The 26,506-nt window shown below is 50.4% G+C and carries 20 protein-coding genes and 1 pseudogene; 10 read left to right on the top strand and 11 right to left on the bottom strand.

Annotation, left to right across the window (positions count from 1 at the left end; all coding sequences use genetic code 11):
- Positions 1-279 precede the first annotated feature (279 nt).
- The 5 genes from Pan161_RS26375 (at position 280) to Pan161_RS26355 (ending at position 5,298) form a co-directional block, all read left to right on the top strand.
- The gene (locus Pan161_RS26375; protein WP_145231734.1) at positions 280-1,362 is read left to right on the top strand and encodes a DUF1559 family PulG-like putative transporter; all 1,083 of its coding nucleotides are present in this window, start codon (positions 280-282) and stop codon (positions 1,360-1,362) included.
- Positions 1,363-1,511: 149 nt separating this feature from the next.
- Positions 1,512-2,597, top strand: coding sequence for a DUF1559 family PulG-like putative transporter (locus Pan161_RS26370; RefSeq protein ID WP_145231733.1), 1,086 nt, complete (start codon positions 1,512-1,514; stop codon positions 2,595-2,597).
- 475 nt (positions 2,598-3,072) lie between these two features.
- Positions 3,073-3,699, top strand: coding sequence for a ClpP family protease (locus tag Pan161_RS26365; protein ID WP_145231732.1), 627 nt, complete (start codon positions 3,073-3,075; stop codon positions 3,697-3,699).
- 78 nt (positions 3,700-3,777) lie between these two features.
- A complete protein-coding gene (clpP, locus tag Pan161_RS26360) occupies positions 3,778-4,383 on the top strand; it encodes an ATP-dependent Clp endopeptidase proteolytic subunit ClpP (RefSeq protein WP_145231731.1) in 606 nt (201 codons plus the stop codon).
- Positions 4,384-4,473: 90 nt separating this feature from the next.
- Positions 4,474-5,298: a hypothetical protein gene (locus Pan161_RS26355; RefSeq protein ID WP_145231730.1), complete on the top strand. Its 825-nt coding sequence runs from the start codon at positions 4,474-4,476 to the stop codon at positions 5,296-5,298.
- Between the two features lie 87 nt (positions 5,299-5,385).
- Here the strand turns inward: Pan161_RS26355 and Pan161_RS26350 are convergent, their stop codons facing one another.
- The gene (locus Pan161_RS26350) at positions 5,386-5,703 is read right to left on the bottom strand and encodes a tetratricopeptide repeat protein (protein WP_145231729.1); all 318 of its coding nucleotides are present in this window, start codon (positions 5,701-5,703) and stop codon (positions 5,386-5,388) included.
- Positions 5,704-6,100: 397 nt separating this feature from the next.
- On the opposite strand from Pan161_RS26350, the gene Pan161_RS26345 reads away from it, so the two are divergent.
- Together Pan161_RS26345 and Pan161_RS26340 are read left to right on the top strand one after the other, a co-directional pair.
- Positions 6,101-7,918, top strand: a complete 1,818-nt coding sequence (locus Pan161_RS26345) for a glycosyltransferase family 39 protein (RefSeq protein WP_145231728.1) — start codon at positions 6,101-6,103, stop codon at positions 7,916-7,918.
- Positions 7,919-8,285: 367 nt separating this feature from the next.
- Positions 8,286-9,269 carry a ParB/RepB/Spo0J family partition protein gene (locus Pan161_RS26340; protein ID WP_145231727.1) on the top strand — a complete coding sequence of 328 codons (984 nt, stop codon included), beginning with the start codon at positions 8,286-8,288 and terminating at the stop codon, positions 9,267-9,269.
- Between the two features lie 49 nt (positions 9,270-9,318).
- Here the strand turns inward: Pan161_RS26340 and Pan161_RS26335 are convergent, their stop codons facing one another.
- From Pan161_RS26335 to Pan161_RS26315, 5 genes are all read right to left on the bottom strand, one after another.
- Positions 9,319-11,505 carry a tetratricopeptide repeat protein gene (locus tag Pan161_RS26335; protein ID WP_145231726.1) on the bottom strand — a complete coding sequence of 729 codons (2,187 nt, stop codon included), beginning with the start codon at positions 11,503-11,505 and terminating at the stop codon, positions 9,319-9,321.
- A gap of 172 nt (positions 11,506-11,677) precedes the next feature.
- The gene (hflX, locus tag Pan161_RS26330) at positions 11,678-13,030 is read right to left on the bottom strand and encodes a GTPase HflX (RefSeq protein WP_145231725.1); all 1,353 of its coding nucleotides are present in this window, start codon (positions 13,028-13,030) and stop codon (positions 11,678-11,680) included.
- 204 nt (positions 13,031-13,234) lie between these two features.
- Positions 13,235-15,136 carry a transglutaminase-like domain-containing protein gene (locus Pan161_RS26325; protein ID WP_145231724.1) on the bottom strand — a complete coding sequence of 634 codons (1,902 nt, stop codon included), beginning with the start codon at positions 15,134-15,136 and terminating at the stop codon, positions 13,235-13,237.
- Positions 15,137-15,382: 246 nt separating this feature from the next.
- The gene (locus Pan161_RS26320) at positions 15,383-15,637 is read right to left on the bottom strand and encodes a hypothetical protein (RefSeq protein ID WP_197995544.1); all 255 of its coding nucleotides are present in this window, start codon (positions 15,635-15,637) and stop codon (positions 15,383-15,385) included.
- A gap of 559 nt (positions 15,638-16,196) precedes the next feature.
- On the bottom strand, positions 16,197-17,018 hold the full coding sequence (locus Pan161_RS26315; RefSeq protein WP_145231723.1) for a sugar phosphate isomerase/epimerase family protein: 822 nt from the start codon (positions 17,016-17,018) through the stop codon (positions 16,197-16,199).
- Positions 17,019-17,404: 386 nt separating this feature from the next.
- Between Pan161_RS26315 and Pan161_RS26310 the strand changes: the two genes are divergently transcribed.
- Together Pan161_RS26310 and Pan161_RS31510 are read left to right on the top strand one after the other, a co-directional pair.
- Positions 17,405-18,772 (top strand): hypothetical protein, encoded by a 1,368-nt coding sequence (locus tag Pan161_RS26310; protein WP_145231722.1) that lies wholly within the window; start codon positions 17,405-17,407, stop codon positions 18,770-18,772.
- A gap of 179 nt (positions 18,773-18,951) precedes the next feature.
- Positions 18,952-19,183, top strand: a pseudogene (locus Pan161_RS31510) (reverse transcriptase domain-containing protein); the annotation flags it as partial.
- 1,112 nt (positions 19,184-20,295) lie between these two features.
- On the opposite strand, the gene Pan161_RS26295 reads toward Pan161_RS31510, so the two are convergent.
- From Pan161_RS26295 to Pan161_RS26280, 4 genes are all read right to left on the bottom strand, one after another.
- Positions 20,296-20,700 carry a transthyretin-like family protein gene (locus tag Pan161_RS26295; protein WP_145231720.1) on the bottom strand — a complete coding sequence of 135 codons (405 nt, stop codon included), beginning with the start codon at positions 20,698-20,700 and terminating at the stop codon, positions 20,296-20,298.
- A 211-nt stretch (positions 20,701-20,911) separates the two neighbouring features.
- Positions 20,912-21,910 (bottom strand): DUF1559 domain-containing protein, encoded by a 999-nt coding sequence (locus tag Pan161_RS26290; protein WP_145231719.1) that lies wholly within the window; start codon positions 21,908-21,910, stop codon positions 20,912-20,914.
- A gap of 186 nt (positions 21,911-22,096) precedes the next feature.
- Positions 22,097-23,401 (bottom strand): FecR domain-containing protein, encoded by a 1,305-nt coding sequence (locus Pan161_RS26285; RefSeq protein WP_145231718.1) that lies wholly within the window; start codon positions 23,399-23,401, stop codon positions 22,097-22,099.
- Positions 23,401-23,928: a sigma-70 family RNA polymerase sigma factor gene (locus Pan161_RS26280; RefSeq protein WP_145231717.1), complete on the bottom strand. Its 528-nt coding sequence runs from the start codon at positions 23,926-23,928 to the stop codon at positions 23,401-23,403. The genes Pan161_RS26285 and Pan161_RS26280 overlap by 1 nt, the downstream gene beginning before the upstream one ends.
- A 440-nt stretch (positions 23,929-24,368) precedes the next feature.
- On the opposite strand from Pan161_RS26280, the gene Pan161_RS26275 reads away from it, so the two are divergent.
- Positions 24,369-25,193, top strand: coding sequence for a class I SAM-dependent methyltransferase (locus tag Pan161_RS26275; protein ID WP_145231716.1), 825 nt, complete (start codon positions 24,369-24,371; stop codon positions 25,191-25,193).
- 60 nt (positions 25,194-25,253) lie between these two features.
- Here the strand turns inward: Pan161_RS26275 and Pan161_RS26270 are convergent, their stop codons facing one another.
- The gene (locus Pan161_RS26270) at positions 25,254-26,312 is read right to left on the bottom strand and encodes a BPSS1187 family protein (RefSeq protein ID WP_145231715.1); all 1,059 of its coding nucleotides are present in this window, start codon (positions 26,310-26,312) and stop codon (positions 25,254-25,256) included.
- Between the last annotated feature and the right edge of the window lie 194 nt (positions 26,313-26,506).

Genomic DNA, 26,506 nt, shown 5'->3' with positions numbered 1-26,506 from the left:
TTACCTGATCATTACAACAGGACAATTGGGTATAATAGTAAGATAAGGCACAGGAATGAGGGGGAATCACATGTAACCTAAGTTACCAGCTCTGGTCGCGGGCCTGTGAGTAGAGTCTGTGGGAAGTAGACGGTTGAAACGTCTGTTCCTGTAGAGTGGATTAGTCCGGGAATCCTCTGGTTTCCTGTGGAATCGAGATGTTTTTGAGTTTGTTTTTGATACTTGGCAACAAGTAATATATAATCTGTTTGAACCGTATTTCTAAGTGAGGAGAATGACATGAATACACGAAAAATGAAACAAAAGCTGCAGAAGCGTAAAGGGTTTACGCTGATCGAACTGCTGGTGGTGATCACCATTATCGGCATCCTGGTGTCGCTGACCCTGCCGGCCATTCAAAGTGCCCGTGCCGCAGCGCGAAAACTGTCCTGTCTGAACAACATGCGAAACGTCGGACTGGCCGTCGTCAACTTCTCCTCCGGTGCCAATTCTCAGTTGCCACTGTTGGTGGATCCTAACATTGAAGTTTCCACAACCGCTGCACCCAATGCACAGGCCAGCAATGACGACCTGTCATGGTGTACCACGCTGTTACCATTCCTGGATAACGTCGGTTTCCGTCAGCGTTGGGATGCGACTGCCAGTGCAGCCGCTAATGCCACACTAGATTCGGCCGCCGTCACGAATCTCGCTTCATTAAACGTGATTCGTTTCCCCGTGTTTACTTGTCCTGACGACCAGTTCTCTACGGACCAGGGAGCACTGTCTTACGCCGTCAATGTTGGCTACGTAACAGCTAATTACAATTCCACTGGCATTGGTTACAACTCAACCACAGGTGTAGGTCATCATCCTGTTGGCGATGGTGGACTGGATGGCGATTCCGGGACGACTGCAGACATTCCAATTAAATTTGGAACCGGTGTCTTCTGGCGTCCTCATACATCACGTATGTCTCTGGACTACATTTCTGCTGCCGATGGTATGACTCAGACGCTGATGCTTTCTGAAAACCTGCAGGCCGGCGAATGGTTTGACCAGGATACAGGCAGCCTCGGATTTGGTATTGATATGGGTGGCGTCTACTCCAGCGGCAGCACCACCATGGCTCTGCCTGCCGGTTTCAATCTGCAGAACACAACGAACTCAACCGATTCACGTATTGGTTCTAATCTGACCGCCGCCAAAGGAACCGCATGGCGTCCCAGCTCGAACCACCCCAGTGGTGCCGTGAATGTGATCTTCTGCGATGGTAGTGGAAAATCACTGACACCACAGATGGATGCAGGCGTCTACGCTCGTCTGCTCACTCCCGCTGGTCTGCGTTATGGCCAGGCTGTGGTTGACGGAACTTCTTTCTAAGCGAATGAAGTTGACTGCAACCATGATTTGAGTCATTGTTCTCAAATCGGTTCAAACATGTGGGCACCAGGGATCTTGGGATCTCTGGTGCTTTTTTTGTGGCGGGTTTAGAAACGGTGACAGCGTCTCAGGTAGAGAAGGAGTATCTTATGCAGATTCAGAGAACCAGACAGCCACGACTGCACCGCAACGGCTTTTCAAAGATCGAACTGCTGGTAGTCCTGTTCGTCATCGCGCTCCTGATGCTGGCGGTGATCATGCCGATGGGGCCGAGCTCCCATGGACCAGCCAGAAAACTGGTTTGTCTGAATAACATGCGAAATCTCGGTCTGGCGACGGTCAATTTTTCCTCGGGGAACAACTCTGAGTTGCCACTTCTGGTCGATCCCTACCTGCAGATTTCTACCGAGGATGAACCGAATGCGAATGCCAGTTATGATGACCTGACCTGGTGTACGACGCTGCTGCCCTTCCTGGACAATGTCGGTTTTCGTCAGCGGTGGGATGCGACTGCGAATCTGGCAGCAGACACAAATACGAATTCAGACGCGATCAAACAACTGGCTGCGTTGAACGCGATTCGCTTTCCCGTCTTCTCCTGCCCCAGTGACGAGTCTGCAACAGATCAGGGGGCACTCTCTTATGTTGTTAATGTTGGATATGTGACGGCCAATTATAATAAGACGGGGGTAGGTTATAACGCCTCCACAGGAATCGGTCATCATCCGGCCGGCGATGGAGGGCTGGATGGTGATCCCTCGACGACAGACGATATTCCGGTCAAGTATGCCAGCGGCGTCTTCTGGCGACCGTTCACTTCGCGGATGTCTCTGGATTTCATTTCGGAAGGGGACGGACTTGCTCAGACATTAATGCTGTCAGAAAATCTGCAGGCCGGGAACTGGGCCGACCAGGATACGGGCAGTCTGGGTTTCGGCATCGATATGCAGGGTGTCTACCCCAGTGGCAGCACATCGCTGAAACTGCCGGCCGGATTCGATCTGAAGAATAAGACCACCTCAACAGATTCTCGCATCGGCTCTAATCTGAAAGCGAAGAAAGGACAAGCCTGGCGCCCCAGTTCGAATCATCCCGGCGGTTCTGTGAATGTGATCTTCTGCGATGGGAGCGGAAAATCGCTGGCGCCCGAAATCGATCCTGCCATCTACGCCCGCCTGCTCACTCCCGCCGGTCAGCGTTATGGACAGGCTGAAATAGAGAAGGGCGCTTTCTGATCGAGGCAAGGTCCCGTAGTCCTTGTAAAGCGCCTTGCTCACCGATTGATTTCAACATGATCACACCAGAGCTCTCCGGATCTCTGGTGTTTTTTTACCGTTATTTCTGATACTGTATGCATGTACGCTTTTTGCCAGGGTGTTGAGAACCTAAGCTTTCCTGAAGAGAAAAAGATAGCGATGTTGAGACTGCTGCGAAAGGGAACTTTGCATAACGTCTCTTGACGAATCACAGGGAAATCGGATAAGGAACGGTATATAATTTTCAAATCAACAGGAGGGTCTTCCTGCGCGAACGCGTGCGGGTCAAAACAGGCCCTCTTCCTCCCTGTCAGGGAACAGAAATAATCGAGCTGCCACTTGACTGCCTGTTACAGGCCAGCCATAGTCGGTGGTTCAAAACGATGTGAGAGTTAAATCAGAATTAACCTCGTCACGAGTCACTATAGCAACCATTACATCTCAGGATCATATCATGTTTGACCCCCTATCCGGGCCGATGCCAACCCAGGCAAACCAGCGTGCCAGAAGTTATTCACAGCAGCGTCAGATGGGGATTGGCGATCTCCTGCTGGACAACCGGATCATCTTTCTGGACAGCGTGATCAACGATGCCAGCGCGAATTTAATCGTGATGAAATTGTTGTATCTGCAGTCTGAAAACCGGCATCAGGACATCAATTTATACGTCAATTCCCCCGGCGGTTCCGTGACCTCCACCATGGCCATCTACGATACGATGCAGTTTATCGAATGCGATGTTGCCACCTACTGTGTGGGTCTGGCAGCCAGTGGCGGAGCAATTCTGGTCGCCGGTGGTCAAAAAGGCAAACGCTACATTCTGCCCCACGCCAAAATGATGATCCATCAGCCTTACGGCGAAGTCGGCGGACAGGTTTCCGACATCGAAATTCAGGCCAAAGACATCCTCGATACACGTGAAGTTTTAAACCAGATTCTGGCCAACCACACCGGTCAGTCAATCGAACAGATTGCCCTCGATACCTCGCGCGATCGCTTTTTGACCGCTCCCGAGTCGGTTGAATACGGCCTGGTCGATGAACTGCTGGTTCGCGATAAAAAAGATAAAGACAAAGAATAGAAAACAACATACGTCGGCAGGCAGACTGTCGAATGATTATCAACCATCAAATTTATCATCAATTGAAGTGAGTGTTATATGACGGTCCTTACTCCTTATGTGATCGAAAAAAATGGCCGCGATGAACGGGCCATGGATATCTATAGTCGTCTGTTGCAGGACCGCATCGTGATGATGGGGTCACAGGTCAACGATCAGGTGGCACAAAGTCTGGTCGCCCAGTTGCTGTTCCTCCAGTTCGATGATCCCGAAGCAGACATCCATTTTTACATCAATTCTCCCGGTGGTTCCGTAACCGCGGGAATGGCCATCTATGATACGATGCAGTACATCTCCTGCGATGTGGCCACTTACTGTATCGGGCAGGCTGCCAGTATGGGTGCCCTGCTGCTGACTGCGGGTGCCGCCGGAAAACGCAATGCGTTACCGAACAGCCGCATCATGATTCACCAGCCACTCGCCGGAATGCAGGGAACGGCAACCGACCTGGAAATTCACGCCAAAGAAGTACTGAAGATGAAGCGGCGTCTGAATGAGATTCTGCTGCATCACACTGGTCAGACGCTCGAAAAAATTGAACAGGATACAGACCGCGACAACTTCATGGACGCCCAGGAAGCCAAATCGTATGGTCTGATTGACAATGTTCTGGAGCACCTGCAACTGCCCGGAACCAAAGAATAATTGTAATCTGATTTAGAGGAGGGCAGAAGAGACGTCTTCTGCTTTGATTGATTTCCGATGAAGCAATACCTTACGACAAGGATGTCGTTGTTGTTGATTCTCACCCTGATGGGGTGTGGAGGTCGTGGTAATTCTGATTTGCTGGAAGCCCGACTGCGTCAGCAGGAAGACAGTATTTTTGCCTTGCAGCGCGATTTGAAAGAATCGCAGCACGCGCTGGATTCGGCACGACATCAGTCTGAAGCGATGTCAAAACAACTGGCGAAAGCATCCAACGGCAGCCTGCTGCCCGAGCAGACCAAAGCCCTTTACAAGGTGACCGGAGTGAAGGTCAATAGCCTGCTCACCGGTGGCGTTGATCTGGACAGCAAGCAGGGTGACGAACTCTGGACGACCGTCATTACTCCTCATGACGCAGATGGGGAAACGGTGAAACTGCCCGCTGCATTCGAACTTGAACTGGTGGATTTGAATCAGCCGGAAGAGAATCGCCGTGTCGGTTTATGGACCTTCGACAGCCAGGAAGTCCGTTCCCACTGGTACTCCGGCTTCGCCGGTTCCGGGTTCCGGTTTGAACTTCCCTGGCAAACCACGCCACGCAATTCAGAACTGACTCTGATTGTCCGCATGAAATCTCCCGATGGTCGCAGCTTTAATACGACCTCGTCACTCAAAATTGCGCAGATCGAAAATGACTCTCCAGTCAAGCAGGCTGTCTCCCGAGCGCGGCTTACGCCGGCAGAACCGGCGCGAATTTTGTTTGATGAAAAGCCAGCTGTCATTCAGCAACAGTCTGCCAGTATCACTGTTGAAAATGAAAATCCATTTGCAGAAATTCGTGAGGAACAGGTCTCGGATCAGCCAGCGTTCCCTGCGGAAGATGAGTCACCCTTTCGCGTGATCAGCGACGAGTAAACCTGGCATCAGATGAGATACAAAAAAAGCCCTCACTCGAAATTCGGGTGAGGGCTTTTGTGTTTTATCAGATCTGATTCTGCCGTGTTATTTTCGCTGTCCCATTGAGTGGGCTTTGGCTAACGCGTCTTCCGCTTCTTGAATCCGTCCGCAGCGCTGGCAGATGACTGAGAGCTGCATGTGGGAAAAATAATCATCCGGGTCCAGTTCGGTCACTTTCGTGGCATGAGCGATCGCTTCATCAAACTTGCCGAGCTTCTGGTAGTAAACGGCAATTGCGGAATGGGCCAGGGTGTAGTTTTCATCGATCGCCAGAACTTCTTTCAGCTTCTCGACAGCTTGCTCAACATCACCACCCTCATAGGTTTTGACTGCTTCATCATATAGGCTTGCTGGAGTACTCATCTGATTAATCTCTCTCTTCTGATAACAAAAATGTTCTGTTGACGTTTGCAGATCCCGATCAGACAGGGCTGTCTTCCAGGCCAAAATTCGATAATATCACTCACTGAATTATAGGCAGACAGAACAGAATCCCAACTCGTGTTCCTGGTTTTCTTCCGGTCTCCGATTCGCAGTTCAGATTGCAGCTACCGTCCTGTCCATGATAATTCACGAATCAGTGGAATTGATAGGCATAAAGCCGCAGTTCCTGTAGAATTTAAAAACTTGGATGATCGACCGCATCACAGTTAAGATCGCATCATGCAATCCATTATGTGCGGACCCAACGCCGCTGGAAACGTGACAGTAAAACTGGACACAGTCTAACCCTTATCGACATAAATATTGAAAGCAGGACGTGGCGCGACTCAAGCAGACAGATCAGAAAACAACATCGATCCTCCGGTCGGAAACGATCGTGGTTGCCTTGATCCTGCTGGTGGGCTGCCTGCTGCGGGTTCTGTTTCTTTCCGATTCCGGGATCGAACATTTTGACGAAGGAGTCTATGCATCGAATTTGTGGTTTTCAGCGGAGCAGGGGGGCGCGTATCCGGGACGCCATTTCTATGCCCCGCCGTTGTTCCCGTTCCTGATCGAATGGTCGATGATCTTTCTTGGCAGTGGCGTCTGGGGTGTCTTCCTGCCGTCCCTGTTTCTCGGAATATTGACCGTGCTGCTGACCTGGTGGGTGGCCCGCGCGTGGTTTGGTCCTGCCGCGGGTCTGGTCGCAGTCACGCTGGCCAGCCTGAGCGACCTGCATCTACTTTACAGCCGGGTCGCGCTCACCGATGTCGGATTGGGTTTCTGCCTGCTGTTGGCAGTCTACCTGACCTGGAAAAGCTTCATCGCTGATGACTGGAAGTGGCCCGTGCTGGCGGGCATCGTGACGGGGGCTGGCTGGTCGATCAAATACAATGGCTGGTTGCCTCTGGCCGTTGGTCTGTCGGGATTGATTCCGTGGCTACTGTTTCGCCGCCGCCAGCTACTGCAGCCTGCCAGATATTTTCTCCGCTGGCTGGTCATCGCGATTGTCGCGTTTCTGGTCTGGTCTCCCGTTCTCATCGGACTGCAGAAGTCGGGCGGGTACTCTGTTGTCGCTGCCAATCACAGCCGCTACGTCGTCGGGTTCTCCGGCTGGTTCGATTCCTTCTGGCGTCAATGGGAGAACCATCGAATGCTGGAAGGCACGTCCGGTTTCTTCAGTCTGGGTGTGGTCTGCCTGGCGCTCTGCCTGGTATCTGTCCGCTGGAAAATGTCGAAGTCTGGAACCCAATCTTCTGGTGTCACCGACAATCAGATTCCGGGTTCCACGTGGAACCTGATCCTGTCTGGTCTGATTGCCGCGATTCCCATTTTGCTCGCCGCGTTCGTGGGGATCAGCCCCGTGCTTGGTCTACTGGCAAGTGTCGGTATTCTGCTGCAGTTGTTTTTCGCTTCTGGTGTTTTTCGGCTCGCTCTGTCAACAGAACAGAGCCAGGTGACAGAATCGGAATTGAATCGCGAACTGGCTGTCTGGTTACTGGCTGCCTGGTTCTGTGGACTGCTGCTGGCAACACCGCTTTACTATCCCTATCCCCGTCTGACGATTCCCTGGACCATGGCGGCCTGGCTGGGTACTGCTGCCTTCGCTGGCTGGTTGGAGCAGCGCGCGGGTGGGTCGTTGTTTGACCTGCTCTCCTCCTCCGAATCAGACCAGAATCGCTTCCGCTTCACTCCGGCAGTAGGTGTGGTCACGGTGGCGGTATTGCTGGTCGTCGTATTCAAGCCCTGGACGATGGTTGCCTGGCAGCCGCGTAACGACCTGGAGGCGATCGCGCAAAACATACTTGCTGATCTCCGCTCCCAGTCAGATGTCAGAAGCGAGAATGCCATCCTCTACACCTATGCGGAGCCTGCTCTGTTTTTTAACATCCAGTCTCAGGGACATCCATTGACAGGTCCGGTAGCTGATCTGGAGTTTCTGAATTCGCTTTCTGCTCAGAATCCCGCCTACCTGATTGTGGGCCCCCATGCGGCAACCGATCCGGATTTTCAGAAACAGTTCGCAGCAGTACGGGACCGTTTCGAACTGGTTCATTCTTACGATTACTCTCCCAGCCTCCTGGTCAGATTAAATCAGTCCTCGCCAGTCGACGTATCTGAAACAGAGCCGGTATTGCTGTATCGCGCCAGGTAACTCTGGTAAGTCAGGCGTTCCACGTGAAACAGCAGCTTCTGATAATTCACTGCGCAATTCTATTAGACTGTGTCCAGTTTTACTGTAGCGTCTCCAGGGCCATTTGGACCGAGTATAATAGATTGGGAGACGCTATGGTTAAATGTGATGCGCTCTAGCATCCCGTAGCTGATTCGGACTGGTGCTGTTGAAGCGTGACAAGTAACCCAGGCAAGGTGGGTGTTCCACGTGAAACACCAGCCACTATTAAATCACCCCCTCAAGATTTCGAAAGCCCTCTTGCTTCAATTCAGAATTCGAAATAGAATCCCGCGCCGTGTATTCCCTCCGTTATTGTCAGGCAGTTTAATTATAAGAGAAGAAGGTCATGGAAGATCAAAACCAGAATCCAGAAGATCAACAGATTGATCCCACAGAAACTCCCGGCGCACCCCGTCGCAGATTAGGTCGCGGCTTGAACGCTTTACTTGGTCGAGGTGGTGACTCCGATTCGGACCAGCAGAACGACAACCCGGATTCAGAGGCGCAGGAAGTATTCGTGCCCGCTGAACAGGATCAGATTGACATCGATTTGATCGAACGTAATCCTTACCAGCCTCGGCAGGATTTTGCTGCTGACTCAATCAAAGAACTTGAAGGCAGTATCCGCCAGCATGGAGTCTTGCAGCCACTGCTCGTCCGACCTTTCGAAGGGGCGTACCAGTTGATTGCCGGGGAACGTCGTCTGAAGGCGGCCCGTGATGCCGGATTGAAAACGGTTCCCTGCCGTGTGATGAATCTGGAAGAGCGACAGGTCTGTGAAGTCGCGATTGAGGAGAACCTCAAGCGGAAAGATCTGAACGTACTCGAGAAGGCGCAGGCTTTCAAAAACTACCTGTCGCAATTTGATAGTACTATCGAACAGTTGGCCCAGAGACTGAGCCTGGATCGTTCAACCGTCAACAATATGATCCGTCTGCTCGACCTGGCGGAACCTGTCAAGCAGGCGCTGCAGGCAGAAAAAATCTCCGCTGGTCATGCGCGGACGCTGCTCAGTCTGGATAGCGAGAAGCAGATTGCTGTCTGCGAGCAGATTCAGTCAGAGTCGCTCTCAGTTCGCAAGACTGAAGCCGAGGTTCGAAAAATCCTCAAAGGGGATGTAGACACGGTCCCCTTCGAGAACACGAAACAACCCGCGTCAGCCCCGCAGATGACCAACCATCTGGTGGATCTGCAGCAGCAGTTGCGGGAGATCCTGGGAGCCCAGGTAGAGATTAAACTCAAGACCGAACACTCGGGACAGATCCTGATTCCCTTTGATTCCAATGAGAGCTTCGAGCGGATCACAGGGGTTCTCAGAAAGTCAGCCTGACGGATTCGTCAGCCGATTACTTACAGCCAGCCGCAAACCCGGGATGCAGTCACTTGCCTTCCGGGTTTGCTTTTTGATACATATTCAAATAGATCTGACGAAACTCCGGGTTGTTCGGCTGGAGTCGAACTAACGCTGCCGCTGATTCCCATGCCAGCTTCCACTGCTGCTGTTTCTCATACAGCAGGGTCAGCATCAGGCGGAAGTCAGCCGACTGTGGTTCCAGATCACAGGCTTTCGTCAGCGCGGTGACCGCTTCGTCTTCCCTTCCCAGCAGATAATAGAGCAGTCCCAGACGGTATTGCAGCATGGGATTTTCCGGAAGCAGTCGCGCGTCTCGCGCCAGCAACTCTGCTTCTTTGGTTCGTAACGTTTTGACTTCGTCTGCTCTGCCCTGTTGTTCCAGTAATTGTGCGAGGTTGGAACGCGGACCCGCGACGGCTGGTGAGAGTTTGATAGCCGTTCGGAATTCCGCTTCCGCTTTCTTCATGTCTCCCTGATTGGCATAGAGAATCCCCAGGCTCATGTGGGACCCGGACTGGTCTCCATCCGCCAGCAGACCTGCCTTGTATTCTTCCAGCGCCTGTTTCAATGCTTTCTGATTCTGGCTGGTATCCGGCATGATCGGCAGTCCGGAGAGGATGCGGGCGACCTCAGACCGCACGCCGCGCGAAGAATCGGTCAGTCCTTCTGCCAGCAGTTTGCCGATCTCGCTGGCTTCCTGTTCGGGACCCGGAGTCCAACCTTCAAACCCCTGGAGTGCAGCCAGACGTACCAGTTCTTCTTTCGAGTTCAACGCCCGTTCGACGACCTCGCGGCTTTCGGGTGTGTTGTAGCGTGTCGCCAGTAGGGAGACAGCAGTGGCGCGAACAATCGGACCGACCTCTTTTTCGCGGGTCAGTTTGATGAGCGACCGTTCGGCTTCCTGTTTGCCAGCGCGACCAGCCGCCAGGATCTCTCCATAATGTGGGTCGTCCCGTCGCTTCGGACCATACCATTCCTCTACTTTATGTGACGCCCATTCTGCATTCTCTTCAGGTTTGGTGTGACATTGATTGCAGGCATTGGGAGTCCCTAACTTCACGCTCAGGTCAGGACGGGGGATCCGCAGGCTGTGATCTCGTCGCGGGTCGACTCCCATATACGTTTTGGATGGCATATGGCATTCGACACAGGCGGCTCCTTTAGTACCCATCTTATGGTGATGGTGGCTGGGGATATCGTACTTGGCTTCCAGATGACATTGGGTACAAAGCTTGTTACCTTCAAACTTGAGCTTCAGCGAATGGGGGTTATGGCAGTCAGTGCAGCGCACACCCTTGCGATACATCTTGCTCTGTGTGAAGGAACCAAAGACGTAGACTTCTTCATTGATCTGGCCATCGGGGTGGTAGAGATGATCATCCAGCAGGGAGAGGGCATAATGATCGTGAAAACGGTCCAGGGGAGTATGGCCGGGAGCGACATGCCGTCGATGCGAATGACAGGGAGCACAGCTCTCCAGTTGCGCGGTGGCGTCTTTCGCTTTCAGTTTTGCCAGACCATATCCGTAACGACGATCCCAGAACACCGAATGCGAATTGGCCAGTTTGACATGTATCGAACCCGGGCCATGGCAGGCTTCGCAGCTCACACGCATCTCTGAAAAAGAGAAGTGATGCGCATCGGTTGCGACGTCATAATTTTTCGCCCAGTTTGTCGTATGGCATTCCGCGCACATGTGATTCCAGTTCTGAGCGGATCCGGTCCAGTGCAGCGGGTCATCAGGACCAAACGGTTCATCGGGACTGACGTAATACCAGCGTTTCATTTCCGTATCCCAGGTCACCGGGAGCACCTGAATCCTGCCTCGCTCGAGCTCCGCCAGATACTGTTGAAGTGGCCGCACACCGATCACGTACTTGACTTCAAACCGCGCCCGTTTGCCATCCGGACCCTGCGTGGTGACGAAATACTTGTCCCCCTCATGAGTCATATGAGAAGTGATGCCGAAGTGTTCCAGCTCGGTATTATCAAAATCCCCGAGTACAAATTCGGGAGTGGCCGGATTCATGGCCAGGTCGTGATCCGAACCTTTCCACTCCGCGGCTTCTTTCTGATGGCATTGGAAACAGGTTTGTCGACCGACATAGGTTGCCTGTTCGCCTTCAGGTAGAGCCGACCACCAGTCGATCGCCAGACCGATGGAAGTAATACTCAGAAAAATTATGATGCCGTAAATCCATCGTTTCTTCATCGCGCTGGTGCTTTGTCAGTCTGTCTCTGGAAATCTGGTGGATATTATTCCGGAGTTTTTATTTTCCGAACGATGCGGTCATCACTCCATTCACGTCTGAGAACGTTTCTATATGAATCAGTAATACACAATTTTGCTGGGAGGGGAAAGCGTACCGGGTCGGGAACCGTCCTTAGAGTTCGTTGACACTTTCTTCCGGAATCATATCACCGGGAACAGCCTGCTCATCATCATGGATTTTGAGCTCGGTATCGGGGTCGGTTTTCAGCATCGGCAGAAACCGTCTGGCGATACGAGCCTGAAGGGTCACCCGGCTATCATCATGGGAATATGCGCGTGACAGAATCAGAGAATGATCCTCCAGTTGTGAAAGCAGCTTGCCATTTCCTACCGGCGTTTCCAGTTCGACGATTACGTAGCCCGAGGCCAGACGATCAATGACGGCCTGGGAGAGTCGATCGAGCCCTTCACCCGAAACCGCACTGACACTGATTGCGTTGTCATATTTCAGACGCAGCACATCCAGCTTCGAGCGGTCTTCCACCTTATCCGTTTTATTGAACACCAGGATGGCGTTCTTATGTTCGATCTCGATTTCATCCAGAACCTTGTTAACGGTTTTGATATGATGCTCGACTTCAGGATTACTGCAGTCAACGACGTGTAGTAGCAGGTCTGCCTGTCGTGCTTCTTCCAGCGTGGACTTAAACGAGGCGACCAGATGGTGAGGCAGATCGCGAACAAACCCGACGGTATCGCTCAATAATATTTCACCCCAGTGTGGTAGTTCCCAGCGACGCGTGCGTGTATCGAGTGTGGCAAACAGCTGATCCGCGATATAGACATCCGCGCCCGTCAACGCATTCATCAGCGTGCTTTTACCAGCGTTGGTATATCCCACCAGCGAAACGGTCAGCTGCTGGAATCGATTGGAGACGGTTCGTTCCCGGCGGCGTTCAACTTCCGAAAGTTTGCGCTTCAGTTCAGCCACCCGTTTGTCTAACAGTCGACGGTCGGTTTCCAGCTGCTTTTCACCAGGTCCACGACCCGCGCCGACACCCCCTTCGATACGTTCCAGGTGGGTCCACAAGCGTTTCAAACGTGGTCGGAAATAAAGCAACTGTGCCAGCTCGACCTGCAATTTGGCTTCGTAAGTTTTGGCGTGAGTCGCAAAGATATCGAGGATCAGTTCACTGCGGTCAACTATGACCGTGCCTGTTTCCTCTTCGATATTCCTCCCCTGAGAGGGGGAAAGATTGTTATCAAAAATGATAAGCTCCGCATCGACGTGCTTTACCATTTGTTTGAGCTCGTCCAGTTTCCCTTTTCCCAGACAGGTGGCCGGATGGGGATGCTCCCGGTTCTGCACCAGAGTACCCACCACTTTAACCCCCGCAGTTTCCACAAGTCCTTTTAATTCGTCGAGGGCCTGATTCTTATCGATGTGATTTGAAGGAGAAACAACAGAGACCAGTATGGCTCGTTTTGCTTTAACTTGTAGTTCTTCTCGTTTTGGATCCGCCAAGGAGCTATGACCTTATCTAGTATAAAAAGAGGAGAGTAATGTTCGGGCGAAACGGGCGCCCTGCCTCCTACTCTCTATTTTAACAGGTTGTTCCTGAGAGAATAGGCTATTTATCTCCCTCTGACACCATTTCCTGTCTGGAAGTTCAGAATTGGATTGACAATCGGGAACTGATAGCCTGAGATCGTGGAATGAAAGAGGTGTTTAAATTCCCTGTTTCATTAAGACGATATCCAGCGCGTCGGCGCGTGTGCAGGATTCCCAGTATTCTTTGAACTCCGGATACTCATTTTGCAACACGATGCCACCCAGATGATCTACCTGCCTCGCGCAGATCAGGAACGAATCTTCAACGCGGACGGATGCCTGATAATGGCCCCATTTGCATTCAAAATGATGTTCGTAAGGCAAACCGTAGCCGGAAAATCCAGCGGGGATCTGAATGCGATGGCTGTCGGAGAAACGGATCGGGCTGGGAGTCTGCAGGGCAGAATTTCTTTTTTGAACGTTGATCAGACCGGCAGTCTGCATGGACCCGATCCAGGGAATTCGAAACAGAATGATGTCTTCAATCTGGCGCGCCCATTGGTCCAGAGTCGTTTGGCAGCTGTAGCGGACCGGTTGTGAAATCTCTTTCAAATCAAGAAAACGCGGCGCCTCGATGCGGGCACCCGTCCATGAAGCAGCCAGTTCTTTTTCCAGAGTAAGCGATGTATAGTCTTCGTTACGGTTCACATATTTTAAACGAAACTCCATCGCGGTATCACCGGATGTTGTGACTTCCGATGTGAATTGATAGCTGCAGTCGCTTGCAAGAGTCCCTTCACAAACACGATTGATCTGATGCAGCTCGGGACCACCTTCCGGAATGGTTGTAAGTTCGCCGGCTTCACGATTCAGAAGCAGAGCCTGTGTTCCCTGATCATTATAGGGAATATCTTTGAAGGTTACCGGTCCCCCCGCGGGGTCCAGCCACAGGCGTTCTCCACTGGCTGTGGTAACACTGACGATGGCATGATCGAAACGCGCACCGGGCAGTAATGCTGCGGAACCATTCATGCGCGTCAGAAGAATGGCGATTGAAGATTCGATTCCCAGGTGCCTGAGCAGGGAGACCAGCAGCGAAGATTTATCTTTGCAGTCGCCGCGCATGTCTTCCAGCATTGATCCCACTTCGCGTGTTTTTTCCAGAGCCAGTTCGTTCGGATGCCGCCCATACCGGACATCCTCTGACGCGTACTTGTAAGCAGTGAAAATTTTCTCTTCTTCTGTCTGGTCCTCCTGAATCAGTTCCTCTGACAGCTTCTGGATTTGTGGCGGTGTCTTTTCAGGTGGCTCAAGGTCATTCAGATAAAAACGATTGATGGGTTCCCAGGAAGTGAGCGTAGTGAGATCAACCCAGGGCAGTACCTCGCGCGGATGGGGAGTGCCATCATCGGTTTCGTAGCCGGGCAGATCATGCAGGTCCCACTGATAGACCTGATAGGATCCGTGCTTCCAGGTTCGTGGTTCCAAATCGGTGAGATGCAAACGGTACTGGAGAGTAAACGGTTCCGCGACAGCGACGGTATAGCGAAGTCGTCGACAGGGAATGGAGAACTGAAAGTATTCCTGTCCCCACATGCAGGCAGCGATCCGATCCGGGATAAAGTAGTCCTGCTGTTCCTCCAGTTCGACTGTGACACCGGGGCGGAGCGGATAAAAGTTGACCGCTGTCTGGCCGTAAGGCTGTACTACTTTCTTTGCTTTTCTGACACTGCCATCAGGTAGATAGACTTTGGCAGTCTGAATTTTATGCAGAGCTGTCTGACGATCATGAAACCGGTAGACTTCATCCCATTGCGCCAGAGATTCATTAGCGTACAGCGCGGTCATGTTGTGAGCGCGTCGTGTTATGGTACCATCGCGATGCAACACTGCGGTGGAATCGGAGAGTAGAATCGATTCGCCCCAATGTTGTAATTCTTCTTCAGAGACCGCGGGCTGACAGACATCGTCATAAGAAATTCGTGGTGCAAAACATAATGTGTTTCGCGCCACTTTAAACCGGGTACGCCACAATTTTCGTTTCGGTTTTACAGGCCGTTCTGTGCTGAGCTGATTCAAGGCAAGGGCACTTTCCGTCTCATCAGAATCACGAATGAATCGAGATTTGATTGTAGCGTTAAATCAAGTCATGGTGCCAGCATAAGAGTGGGTGAAGTGTATTAATGAATACTTATGCTGTGCGGGTGCAATATTGGAACTTACGTTCGCTGAATGGACCGTCATGTAAATAGAAGAAGCGATCGAAAAACCGATCGCTTCTTACTCGTTATGGCTTGTTGTTTCCTGCTGCTAACAGAAATAAGATTATTTCTTCTTCTTAGCAGCTTTTTTCTTTGGAGCAGCTTTCTTTTTAACTGCTTTTTTCTTTGCAGCTGCCTTTTTCTTTGGGGCGGCTTTCTTCTTAGCAGCTTTTTTAGGAGCAGCCTTTTTCTTTGGAGCAGCTTTCTTCTTCACTGCTTTCTTCTTTGGGGCTGCTTTCTTTTTGGGAGCAGCTTTCTTTGATGCTGCCTTTTTAGGTGCTGCTTTCTTTGCCTTTTTCTTTGCCTTTTTCTTTGCCACCGCAAATCCTCCTTTGAGAGTTAAACGAGGGCTGCCTTGCCGCTGGCTCCGGGCTATAAGTCGGCAAAGGTCTGCCACAACGAATAAGAATTTGAAGTCTGTCAACCTTGACAAACTCCGATGTTTGTCCCCGATTAAAATGAATGATTTTTCAACCAAAACGAATTCTGAATTGACACTCATTACGCACTAAGGACTTACATCTATTTAATGGCCATCATCGTAAATATTTCGAAAAATTCTGCAAGCCAATTCTCTTATGAAAAGCATCTTTTCTGTTCGTTGTAAACTGACTCGTCAAGGGCGTTTAAAAAAGAAAATGCAAATAACGCGTGTTGTTGTTACCGCGTTTTGTTTGCGATGCATAAAATAAGAGATCGATTTCACCCTATAAAAATAGGGAAAAATCGATCATTCTGATTTTGCATTAATGTCGTTGTCTTTAAAAAGACGCTGTTATAAAACACGCTTGTGGTAATTCAAAACAACAGCAAAAAGGGGGCAGAATTATTTTGAGGTTTTCAAAAATATTTTTGCCTCATCGCTTGTTTTGAGTCGTTCAGACGCTTTCCCAGACCTCTTTCATGTAACGAAAACTTTCGCGCGCGATAAATTCACAGCCGGGTTTGTAGTCAAAAACTTCCACCGAGATCCACCCGTCGTATCGACTTTCTTTCAGCGCTTTGAAGATCGGATGGTAGTCGGTCTCTCCCATGCCGGGACCCAGGAGGTTCGAATCATTAACATGGAAGTGACCGGTTCGTGTGTCATATTTGTGAATGAGTTCCGGGATCGATTCTGTTTCTGCGCCGAGCATCGCTTTGACATCCTGGTGCAATACAAAATTGTCAGCTCCGACCATATCGATCAGTTCCAGCGCCTCGGCACAGGTATTCACAAAATCCGTTTCTTTGGTTGTCAACGGTTCCATACAGATTCGCACACCACGTTCACCAATGGCTGGCAGACAGTTCCTGAAAACTTCAGCAGCATTCTCATAAGCCTGCTCGCGTGACATGCCTTCTTCAACATTTCGCTGGAAAGGAGAACCGAAGACCATCAAATCGCCTCCCAGGTCGGCACACAGTTCCCCGAGTTCAACCAGATAATCAGCCGTTTTTTTCCGCACGGCGGCATCCGCGGTAGTCAGATGCAGGCCTTCTGTTTTTGCCAGAAGCCAATGCAGGCCAAAGATTTGCAGCCCACGGTCTTCTGCGGTTTTCCTCAGGAATGCCCGTTGTTCTGCAGAAATGTCCGAGGGGCGCTCGGCAAAAGCAAACGGCGCGAGTTCGATCCCCGTATAACCGATTTCAGCGATCAAATCGCATTGTTTTTCCCAGTCCCAGTCAACAAACAATTCCTGACAAATGCCAAACTTCATTTAAATGTCTCACTTTATTATTGAACACAGATTAGAGGTTCCTTGAGTCATTTGAGGATAACAGGCAGGCATTCGTTGATCGAGTCTTAGCCGCAAATCTTCCAGCAGCTTTTGGAGATTACCAGTCAGGTACTTAGATCATTCCTATCGGCATAACAGTCATAATCATTGGAGGAGAACCGGGGAACATGCCTGGCAAACGTCAGACCGGTATCGGTTGTAGTGATCGAATGGTTTGTGGTGTCTTCGGGGAACGGGATGGGTGGTAAGCTGTGGGGAAATGGGTGTATCGGTTAAGCAGTGCTAACTTTGATGACGAAGTAGATTCTAACTGTTTCCAGTTTTCAATTTTGTATGCTGAATAACTCATGTAGAGGAATAGACCGATGAAGAATGCAACCTGGATTCCCCTTCTGGCGGCCGCTATGATTATGGCCTGCTTTGGGGAACAAGCCCAGGCAGGTTACCTGGGAGCAGGTAGATACAAGTGTTGCCCCACAGAGGCATGTACTTCTTGTGGTGATTACTGTGCTGCCAAAGAATGCTCAAGTACCTGCTATAAAACCGTAGTTGAAACCGTATGGGAAAAGCAGAACTACACCTGCCAGAAGACAGTCTATGATACTGTCTGTGAAAAAGTTCCCGTGCAATACTCAAAGAATGTGTACAAGACCTGCTACCGTGATGAATGTTACACGGTCTGCAAGCCCGTGTATCAGACCTGTTACCGAGAGGTCTGCTATAATGTATGCCGACCTGTCTACAAAACCTGCTATAAAACTGTGTGCTGCAAACGTCGTCGCCCGGTGTATAACACCTGCTATCGCGATGTCTGCTACTCAGTTTGCAAGCCGGTGTATAACACCTGCTACCGGGATGTCTGCTACACCGTCCGCCGCCCGATCTGTGAAACACACTACCGTGATGTGTGCTGCACGATCTACAAAACCAATTACAAAACCTGCTACCGGGATGTCTGCCGCACTGTCTGCAAACCCGTTCATACCTGGCATGATGTTGAAGTCTGCTGTGGCGAATGGAAAACAACCACAGAGCACTGCCCCGGACCGGTTGTTGAGAAATGTGTCTGTGAACCAGGAACCTGGGAATACGATTGCAGCTCCTGCTGCCCGATCTATAAACCCGGTTGCTGCAAAACAGTCAAAGTACAGTGCCCCGGCACTACAATCTGCCGACGAGTCTGGTGCCCCAAGACGGTCACCCGAAAAGTCTGCTGCACAACTTACGAACGTGAGTGCAAAACCGAGCGGGTTCCTTACACAGTATGTGAGCGAGTTCCCTGCACGATTACCAAGAAGGTACCGTACACCTGCGTTCGTTATGAGTGCGAAACACGAACCAAGAAGGTTCCTTATACGACCTGCCAGATGGTACGTGAATGCCGAACCCGCAAGGTTCCTTACACGACCTGCTGCTGGAAAGAAGAATGTGTGACCAAACAGGTTCCTTATACCACTTGCACCATGGTTTCAGAATGCCGGACCCGCAAGGTTCCTTACACTACCTGCAGCTATGAGCAAAAAACCTGTACCCGCAAAGTTCCTTACACTACCTGTGAGCAGGTCTGCTGCACACGGTATGTGACCCGAACCAAGTGTGTACCGCGAACTGTTTGCGTGACGAAAACCCGATGTGTGCCGAGACAAGTATGCCGCAAGGTACCCGTGCCCACCTGCTGCCCCGAGCCGCAGACCTGCACGGCACCTGCTCCTAAGACTTGTGTCAGCAACTAGTCAACGAGACGCCAGAAGAGTTTTCAGTAATTGAAAATTGAAACTGCGAGAGGGCGGTTGATCTCAGATCAGCCGCCCTTTTTTTGGTGCGTCAGGCATGACGCTGTCAACCGGTTAGCGAAAGTGAGCCGGGAATCGACGGTGTTACCGTCGAACAACTCCGGGATTTCTGAAACCAGCGTTGGGTCATGGATCTGGAAAAGTTCTTTGATCGCGTGAATCACGACGTCCTGATGGAACGTCTGGAACAGTGGATCAAGGACCGACGCATCCTGAAGCTGATCCGTGCCAATCTGCGGGCGGGAATCAGGGAGGGGCATCGCCAGCCCTCGCTGTGAAAGGACCCCGCAAGGGGGACCGCTCTCGTCGCTGTTATCCAATATCCTGCTCGATGAATTCGATCGCGAACTGAACGGCGGGGAGATGTGTTGTGTTCCATACCATTGCCAGTCGGTCCGAGCTCTGTAGCCTGATTCACCACTTGGCAAATCCAATGAGCGATCTAAAGTATTTGTATTGACTTAATCTTTCAATATGGAGTTCAACCATCAACGATTTTGATATCTTCAAATTTGGTTTAATCGTATTTGCGATTGTCTTTGTAGCGGCTTTCAGCCTGGCAATCTCTTCAGAAGACCAAATTAAATAATGCCTGATATCAAAGTCGAATTAATCTCATAAAAGGATAGTAGTAACTGTGAAACGAATAAAATATGGAAAAATCTTGTTTATCTTTGCTGCATTCATCTCGTTTCTGTTCTCAGTCTCATTGTGGTTTGGAGGCCAGAGAGAAGAAGGAATGTTTGTAGGCATTTGGGTTCCTTCCATCCTGTCCTTTGGATGTCTCATGTTACAAGGAAGGGGCCAAACTAAATGAGTACTCTTGGAATATTCTTACTTGGGCTTTTCGTAATGTGTCTTACGGTATGCGCTACTTTGCTGGTGGGGCTTCAGGAGGCTTCTGATGAATCACTTACTCGGGTCGAAGACTTAACCGAATTTGAGAAAAAATCTGTCGGAAGATCTACAGAAGTTAATTAGCCACCTGATTCAGTTTCCTTATTCATGATTAAGAATTCGCTCGGAATGTAGGGTTGGACTTCCCCAGGAATAGTGGGCGCGTTGTTAAGGTTAGGTGGCCTGTTCAAACTGTTCGGGTCTTTTAGAGACCAGCTTCTATTTCGGCGTTGCGAAGAAGGGGGCTGTGGGGGCATTATCAGGTAAGTTATGAAATCATGCTTAAAAATCCTGGCTGGTCTTATCTGAATTGAAGGATGTTTTTAACCAGAGAGAGCCAAGGTATCTACTGCACACCCAGTTATTGATTAATTTTTCAAAATACCACGCGTAGCGCTGCGAAGTCATGCCGCCGCATGTCTCTGACATGGCATTTTATCAACATTCTCAGTGCTGATCAAAATCAGATCTCCCTTAAACTCAGTGTTATACTTCGACCATCCTTTGATCGATTGCTGTCGTCTTGATCTAAGGTCAGCCGCCCTTTTTTGTTTGTGTGATTCCTGTTAGTCGGGTTGACTCTGGAGAGAAAAATCAATGACATTTTCACCTGGTATGACTTCAGCAGTCAGCTGGCTTTTCGAATTATATACTGACGGAAGCAGTTCTTTGGAGCCGGGTACCAGCGGTTCATTTCCTTCACCCCCTGTCGTCGCACGTTCCGTGGTGATTTTGACATTATGCGAACCAACCACTACCCCTTCTTTTTCGAGGGAGTACTGTAATTCATAAACGCCTTCAGCATTTGTAGTACCGACCGATGCACGTCCTTCCTGCGGGGAAAAATCAACCCGTGCATCAGGTACGGGTTTACCATCGAGAGTGACGTTACCGGTTACGGTAGCAAGTTCAGGGCCCGAATTCCCGCAACCTGACAATATCAGGCAGGTAAAACTATTCAACAAGCACAAACTTAAAATCCTGAGCATCATGAAAATGATCCTATTACTGCAATATATGTACTCAACCAAAACGGCTCATGCAATTTCCAGGTCAGCAACACTAAAATAAATCACCATCATTGAAAATTCGGGTGTCGATCATCGAAAGCCCCCGCTAACGCGAGACCGTTTGACAAATCGAACCCGAATTACAGGTATGACGATTCCTCAGTGGAGATGGTTAGAATTCCCCAAGGATCTGACCATCGGCAACCCCGATTAAACTTTCCAGCGTACTGTTGACGGCATCGTCTGTATTCAGGTTTATGTTTTCACTGATGAACCGTACCGCACCATCTCCAAGCCCGAAATGAGCTCCGCCGGTATGTTGACTGCTGTAGGTCTGACGAGTCGCCACGTTTGACGGGTTGGTCGGGTTGATGGAATACGTCGAGCCGCCAAAGATGGCAATCAGTCCCTGGTTTCCACTCGCCTGCTCCGGTCCATTCGTTCCACCATATTCACGAGCCGCGTATAGAGTTCCTGCATAAAAATCGACGGTTCCCACTTTATAGGACCGCTCTCCGACCAGGATCGTATTACTCGCTCCGTCCGTGATATCACGAAACCGTAAATTGCTGTCGCGCCAGAACGCGCCTGTCGCCCCTGAACCACCGTTGGCACCGTTCGATGAACGAGACTGCCGCAAGGTACGGTTGTTATTGGAAGCAATATAGTTTGACACAGGGAGACCGAAATTCGTTCCACTATCCGCCTGGATTTCCTGGCCGGCGTTTCCGTTCAGAGCTGGCCCGGTATCGGAGGGGCAGCGGAAGGCGGCGCGTGGCTGTTGCATGCTGGTGCGGATGGCTGCATCATTCAAAGCCGTTGAAGGAGTGATTGGGCCAGGGTTCATCTGGTTATAGAGGGGGGCCTGATCGAGATAGGGCAAGATCATTGTGCTCCAGGCCCAGTGCCCTTCGTTATCTGCTAGTGTTCCACCTGAACCCCGCTCGTCAACATAACCGGGAGGGAACATGTTAAATGTGTCGTGATAGTTCTGGAACGCGAGACCAATCTGTTTCAGATTGTTTTTACACTGGGATCGGCGGGCTGCTTCTCGCGCCTGTTGAACCGCTGGCAGCAACAGGGCGATCAAAATTGCAATAATGGCAATCACAACAAGTAATTCAATTAATGTGAAGCCGCGAAGGCGTTTTGCAGGTCGAGGAATTTTCATAAGTGTCTCCTTGTGAATAAACAATAGATAATGACTAATTTATGACACACAACACTCTTTCAGATGCAGCGTGTGAACAATGAGCTTCAGCGATAAAAAAATGTTACGTTTGCTGAATAAAATCAGGGGCTGGCAACCAGAACACGAAATTCGTCAACATATTTGGTTCCCGTTTGTAAAATAAATTTAAGTGTTTTGCGATCTTCTGACAGACTCAATATGTCCTGATGCGTGCCATCTTCTTCGACCCGGGCTTCGACTTCCTGATGTTGAATGGGGGGGGCAATTGCCACCGGCACACAGCGGGTTCAAGACAGAGTCTGTCTCAAGCAGGCGTGTCTTTGTCGTGATCAAACCAAGTATGGGCTGATTAAAATGAACCACTCCTTCAGCACGAATCATTTCACGATGGTTGCTGGCGGGATCGTAGTAAATCCGATAGCAATCCACTTTCATGCCTCGCGAGACAAAATCGGTTTCTTTTTCAATCTGCTCTTCTGCCCGGTAGTCGCCCGGTTGACTAATTGAGACCGGCAAATTCTCCGAGAGCAGAATATCGCGTTTTTCTGGGAACAGAAAAATCGTTCCGTCCCGTTCGAGTACCTGGAATTCGCCCTGCGCAATCTGATCGGGCAGTTGTTCCTGAAAAATGACATTATCAGAAAATTGATCTACCGCATAATCTCGCGAAATGAGTGGGATAAAATCACTGCTGGTATAATCCCGGGGTTGAATCAAATTCGTAACCGAGTCGATCTGAACCGCTTCATTTGCCAGGATTTCACGAGGCGGTTCTGTCTCTTTGGAACTTGCGGCCTGGACTTTGCCGCGATAGACATTGATTTCCGTGTTCAGTTCAGCACCGACATTTACGGAGAACGAAGTACCCAGGTCAATAATCTTTCCCGTCTGCGTTTCCACAGTAAACCCGTGACCTGATTCCGGGACATCAGCTACCAGCTTTCCTGCTTGCAGGAAGATTTCATTTGAGTTGTGAGTGGTAAACTGCGCGGGAGCCTTCAGATTCACAACTGATCCCGAAGTGAAGCGAATTTCGATCGCCCCTCTTAACAAATGCCTGCGAGAACCGGGCAGCAATTTTTCTTCCGTCGTGATATTGCCAGAACTCCAAACACTGCCGGGTTCCGGAAATACGTGGGCAACGGGTGTCATCAGGTGCATGGAGAACAGGCCCCCCAGAACCAGACAGACACAGCAAGTGACATATAGAATGAGATTCCAGTTCTTTTTTCTGGAATAGATCGACCCTGGTAAGTGTGTCATCTCCTGCGGGGAGGATGAGTCGGTATGGATCCATTCCAGTTGAGTCTGCAGGGTAGAAAACTGAACAAAGAAGATGCGTGCTTCCGGATCGCTCTTTAACCGGGTTTGCAACTGCTTCAATTCGCGTTCATTCAATTGGTTATCGAAATACAGGGCCACCAGTTTCGGGAGTGGGTCTTCCCAGCTGGTTGAATTTTCTCTAATCATCAGATGCGGGACCTCGCTGCGATGGATTTCTGGATGCAATCCTGCAGCCGCAGTCTGACACGCAGCAGCATCACGCCTAACGCTTTTTCAGATTTTCCCCAGTATTCAGCAATCTGTTTCAGAGGCAGAAACTGTCCGTATCGTTGCTGCATGAGTATCTGTTTGTCTGACGGTAAGTGGGTAATACACGTTTTGAGTGCTTCTATCTGTTCGTTATATAAATCAGGCATGCATTCGATGGTTTCTGACAAGCTGTTAAGCAGCTCATCGACGTATAGTATATGGTTTCGGCTCTGATCGCGCCAGTATGACTGAATCTTGAAGAAAGCTACCTTTCGTGACCAGGCCAGGAAGTTCGTACCCAGCGTAAAGCTGCTTTGTTTCTCCAGCAGACATTGATTCACGTCTTGTAGTAAATCGTGGGCATCGGACGTGTTTCCAACCAGAGAAAGCACATAGGCATGCAGCTGCCCCTGATGCTTAAGCAACTGTTGGAAAAATTCATTGTTCAAAATGACTTCGTTCATCAGATAAATCAGTTCTGATTGGATGCGCGTAGAAACACTGTAATACAGATCCCCTGCTAACTAGATTCCAGTAATCGGGGGCAGACTACAGAATATTTTCAAATTTCCAGCTTTATTTAACATTTTGATAAAGTTACGCGTATCGAAAGAGGGCAGTGTGTTTTCAGTTTTGTAAAATACTGTGTTGGCTATATGAAAATGCGGAGTGAGATTGTGGGGTGTTTGAGCGTCGGTTCAGCTCAGAAGCAGGCAATGAGATAGAGAATTTAAGATGGTGGATCTGGCTGGAAACTTAACGGGGCGAGTGTGACTATTTTTTTATTGAAAATATGAATTCCAATCGAGTAATAATACGTGAATTTGTTGAGAGTTCAACGTTACCTGCTTGGAGGGAGGAAAGTTACATCAATTCAGGTTGCGATAATGAGAAAAGATAATTCATGCGTGAGCTTATGAACAGAAAAACTCAATATGTTATCCGCGGCGGCGTCGAGGGGCGGGAGCGCCTTCGCGTGCTGGGGCGTGTCATGCAGGAGAGTACTGCAAGACTGATTGATCAGGTCAATCTGACTGAAGGGATGGCCTGTCTGGATGTGGGCTGTGGCGGTGGTGATGTCTCTCGCGAACTGGCCCGCCGCGTGGCACCGGCGGGAAAAGTGGTTGGCGTCGATATTGATGAGACCAAACTGTCGATCGCCCGCCAGGAAGCAGCAGAGCAGGGGCTCACGAATATTGAATTCCGTCTCTCGGATGCCCGCGAGATTCCAACGGTGCCGGAGTACGATCTGGTTTACTCCCGATTTCTGCTCACCCACCTTAAGGATCCGGTTTCCGCAGTCAGATCATTTCTGAAACAACTGCGTCCCACCGGTTACCTGGTTCTGGAAGACATCGACTTCAGCGGTTCATTCAACTACCCGGAGAGTCCCGCTTTTCAAAAGTTCTTTGATTTGTACAACACCGTCGTTCGTCACAGAGGCGGCGACCCGAACATCGGGCAACGGCTACCTTCCATATTGAGGGATTGTGGTTTACAGGACATGAATGTCTCCGTCGTTCAGCCCACGGGAATGCATGGTGAAGTCAAACAGCTGAATGGCCTCACCATGGAAAACATCGCTGACGCGATTCTCGAAGACGGGCTCGCTACTCCAGGGGAGATCGATGAGATTGTCAGACAACTCTATGACTATGCCGCAGACCCCAAAACATTATCCGGAGTCCCCCGTGTCATCCAGGTCTGGGGGCGACTCCCTTTTGCCTGACTTAATGATTCAACCATCAAAAAAATGAGGTACTGCAGAAGATCCGGTTTTCTTCACACATCAGCTGTCTCGTTGATTTTTCTCGCAGCCAGGATCCAGGGGCACTGGCTTTCCTACTTTGTCAACCGGTTCGGTAAACAGGTAACGCCAGACTGCTTCATGAATGTACTGGCCTTTCGCGTTCTTCCCTGCATTGCCCCCAGGGACCACAGAGGAATGGGCGCGACGGGTATTGTTTTTCACATCGAAGTCGGTAATCAGACGCCGGGTATTTCCATAGGGCGGCTTTGCCTTGTCTACATTCACGATCGGGCCAAATTCATTCAAGCCAATCAATTCCCAGGAGCGGCAGTAATGGTCGGCAGTCCAGCCGCCATCCAGAACATGCGAAAAACCGAAGTAGCGGTTCGTGGGAGTCGCGGAAGGCAGCATCTGCCAGTTCTGCAGTTGATCGCGCGGGCCACAGAACATGACCACGCGACTGACCTTCTGATGTTTTGCAAACCGGGCCGCCGTTGTGGAACCGTGCGAGCTGCCTGCCATGATCACATCTTCCCAGCGAAGATCTTTCCCATCCGGAGTCAGGTAATAATTCCACTGACCCTGCGGGTTTTCTTTTGCCAGCCATTTCACAAACTGTAATGCCCGTTCTTTCATGCCATCTGGGTGGGGGATCGAAACCTGGTCGCTGTAATCTTCACCGGTTGCTGCTTCCAGACGGACATTACCACGACAGGTTTCGCCGACGGGATTTTCGCGACAGACTTTGGAGAACCAGCGGTTGGCGTAATGTACCTGAATGGCATGCAGGCCGTAGCTGGAGAGCCGGTCAAACAGCTGGCTGTTGTAACCCATCAGCCAGATTACCAGTTTGCCGCGTGGTTTGACGCGGGTATCTACCACAGCATGTTCCACGTCCTGTGGCTTACCTTTCGCTTCGAAGACATAATCGATCTCCGGATGTTCTTTCGTGCGGGGGTCGATTTTGCTGGCGCGGGCCGTCAGCTTGTATTCCTGAGGTTTGCGATCGCGATAGCGCAGCGTACGCTCAGCCGCCTGCAGGGGGGATGAAATAACGAGAGTGAGCAGAACGAGGAGACACAGGGATTTCTGATACATAATCTTTCACCAGTTCAAAGCAGTGTGGTCAGGGCGGGTATCACGTTATGGTTTCCATTATAGAAACCTGATCCGCCTGAGTCCCGACCACAGCGTTAACATCTGGTGAGAAGCAGAAAAAAACTGTCTGCTGTTACTGAGCGTTCAGAATATCAGCGCAGGAGATTGATATGAGAAACAACTGAGCTCAAGCT

Origin of the sequence: Gimesia algae (genome assembly GCF_007746795.1) — a bacterium.
Lineage (GTDB): Bacteria > Planctomycetota > Planctomycetia > Planctomycetales > Planctomycetaceae > Gimesia > Gimesia algae.
The sequence above is the reverse complement of the archived record's forward strand: the minus strand, read 5'-3'. Positions and strand labels throughout refer to the sequence as shown.

Excerpts from the sequence above, each read along its gene's own strand:
- Pan161_RS26365 (WP_145231732.1), top strand. The coding sequence starts at position 3,073 with ATGTTTGACCCCCTATCCGGGCCGATGCCAACCCAGGCAAACCAGCGT.
- Pan161_RS26275 (WP_145231716.1), top strand. The coding sequence starts at position 24,369 with ATGCGTGAGCTTATGAACAGAAAAACTCAATATGTTATCCGCGGCGGC.
- Pan161_RS26340 (WP_145231727.1), top strand. The coding sequence starts at position 8,286 with ATGGAAGATCAAAACCAGAATCCAGAAGATCAACAGATTGATCCCACA.
- Pan161_RS26285 (WP_145231718.1), bottom strand. The coding sequence starts at position 23,401 with ATGATTAGAGAAAATTCAACCAGCTGGGAAGACCCACTCCCGAAACTG.
- Pan161_RS26335 (WP_145231726.1), bottom strand. The coding sequence starts at position 11,505 with ATGAAGAAACGATGGATTTACGGCATCATAATTTTTCTGAGTATTACT.
- Pan161_RS26270 (WP_145231715.1), bottom strand. The coding sequence starts at position 26,312 with ATGTATCAGAAATCCCTGTGTCTCCTCGTTCTGCTCACTCTCGTTATT.
- Pan161_RS26290 (WP_145231719.1), bottom strand. The coding sequence starts at position 21,910 with ATGAAAATTCCTCGACCTGCAAAACGCCTTCGCGGCTTCACATTAATT.
- Pan161_RS26280 (WP_145231717.1), bottom strand. The coding sequence starts at position 23,928 with ATGAACGAAGTCATTTTGAACAATGAATTTTTCCAACAGTTGCTTAAG.
- clpP (WP_145231731.1), top strand. The coding sequence starts at position 3,778 with ATGACGGTCCTTACTCCTTATGTGATCGAAAAAAATGGCCGCGATGAA.
- Pan161_RS26315 (WP_145231723.1), bottom strand. The coding sequence starts at position 17,018 with ATGAAGTTTGGCATTTGTCAGGAATTGTTTGTTGACTGGGACTGGGAA.
- Pan161_RS26375 (WP_145231734.1), top strand. The coding sequence starts at position 280 with ATGAATACACGAAAAATGAAACAAAAGCTGCAGAAGCGTAAAGGGTTT.
- Pan161_RS26310 (WP_145231722.1), top strand. The coding sequence starts at position 17,405 with ATGAAGAATGCAACCTGGATTCCCCTTCTGGCGGCCGCTATGATTATG.
- Pan161_RS26370 (WP_145231733.1), top strand. The coding sequence starts at position 1,512 with ATGCAGATTCAGAGAACCAGACAGCCACGACTGCACCGCAACGGCTTT.
- Pan161_RS26350 (WP_145231729.1), bottom strand. The coding sequence starts at position 5,703 with ATGAGTACTCCAGCAAGCCTATATGATGAAGCAGTCAAAACCTATGAG.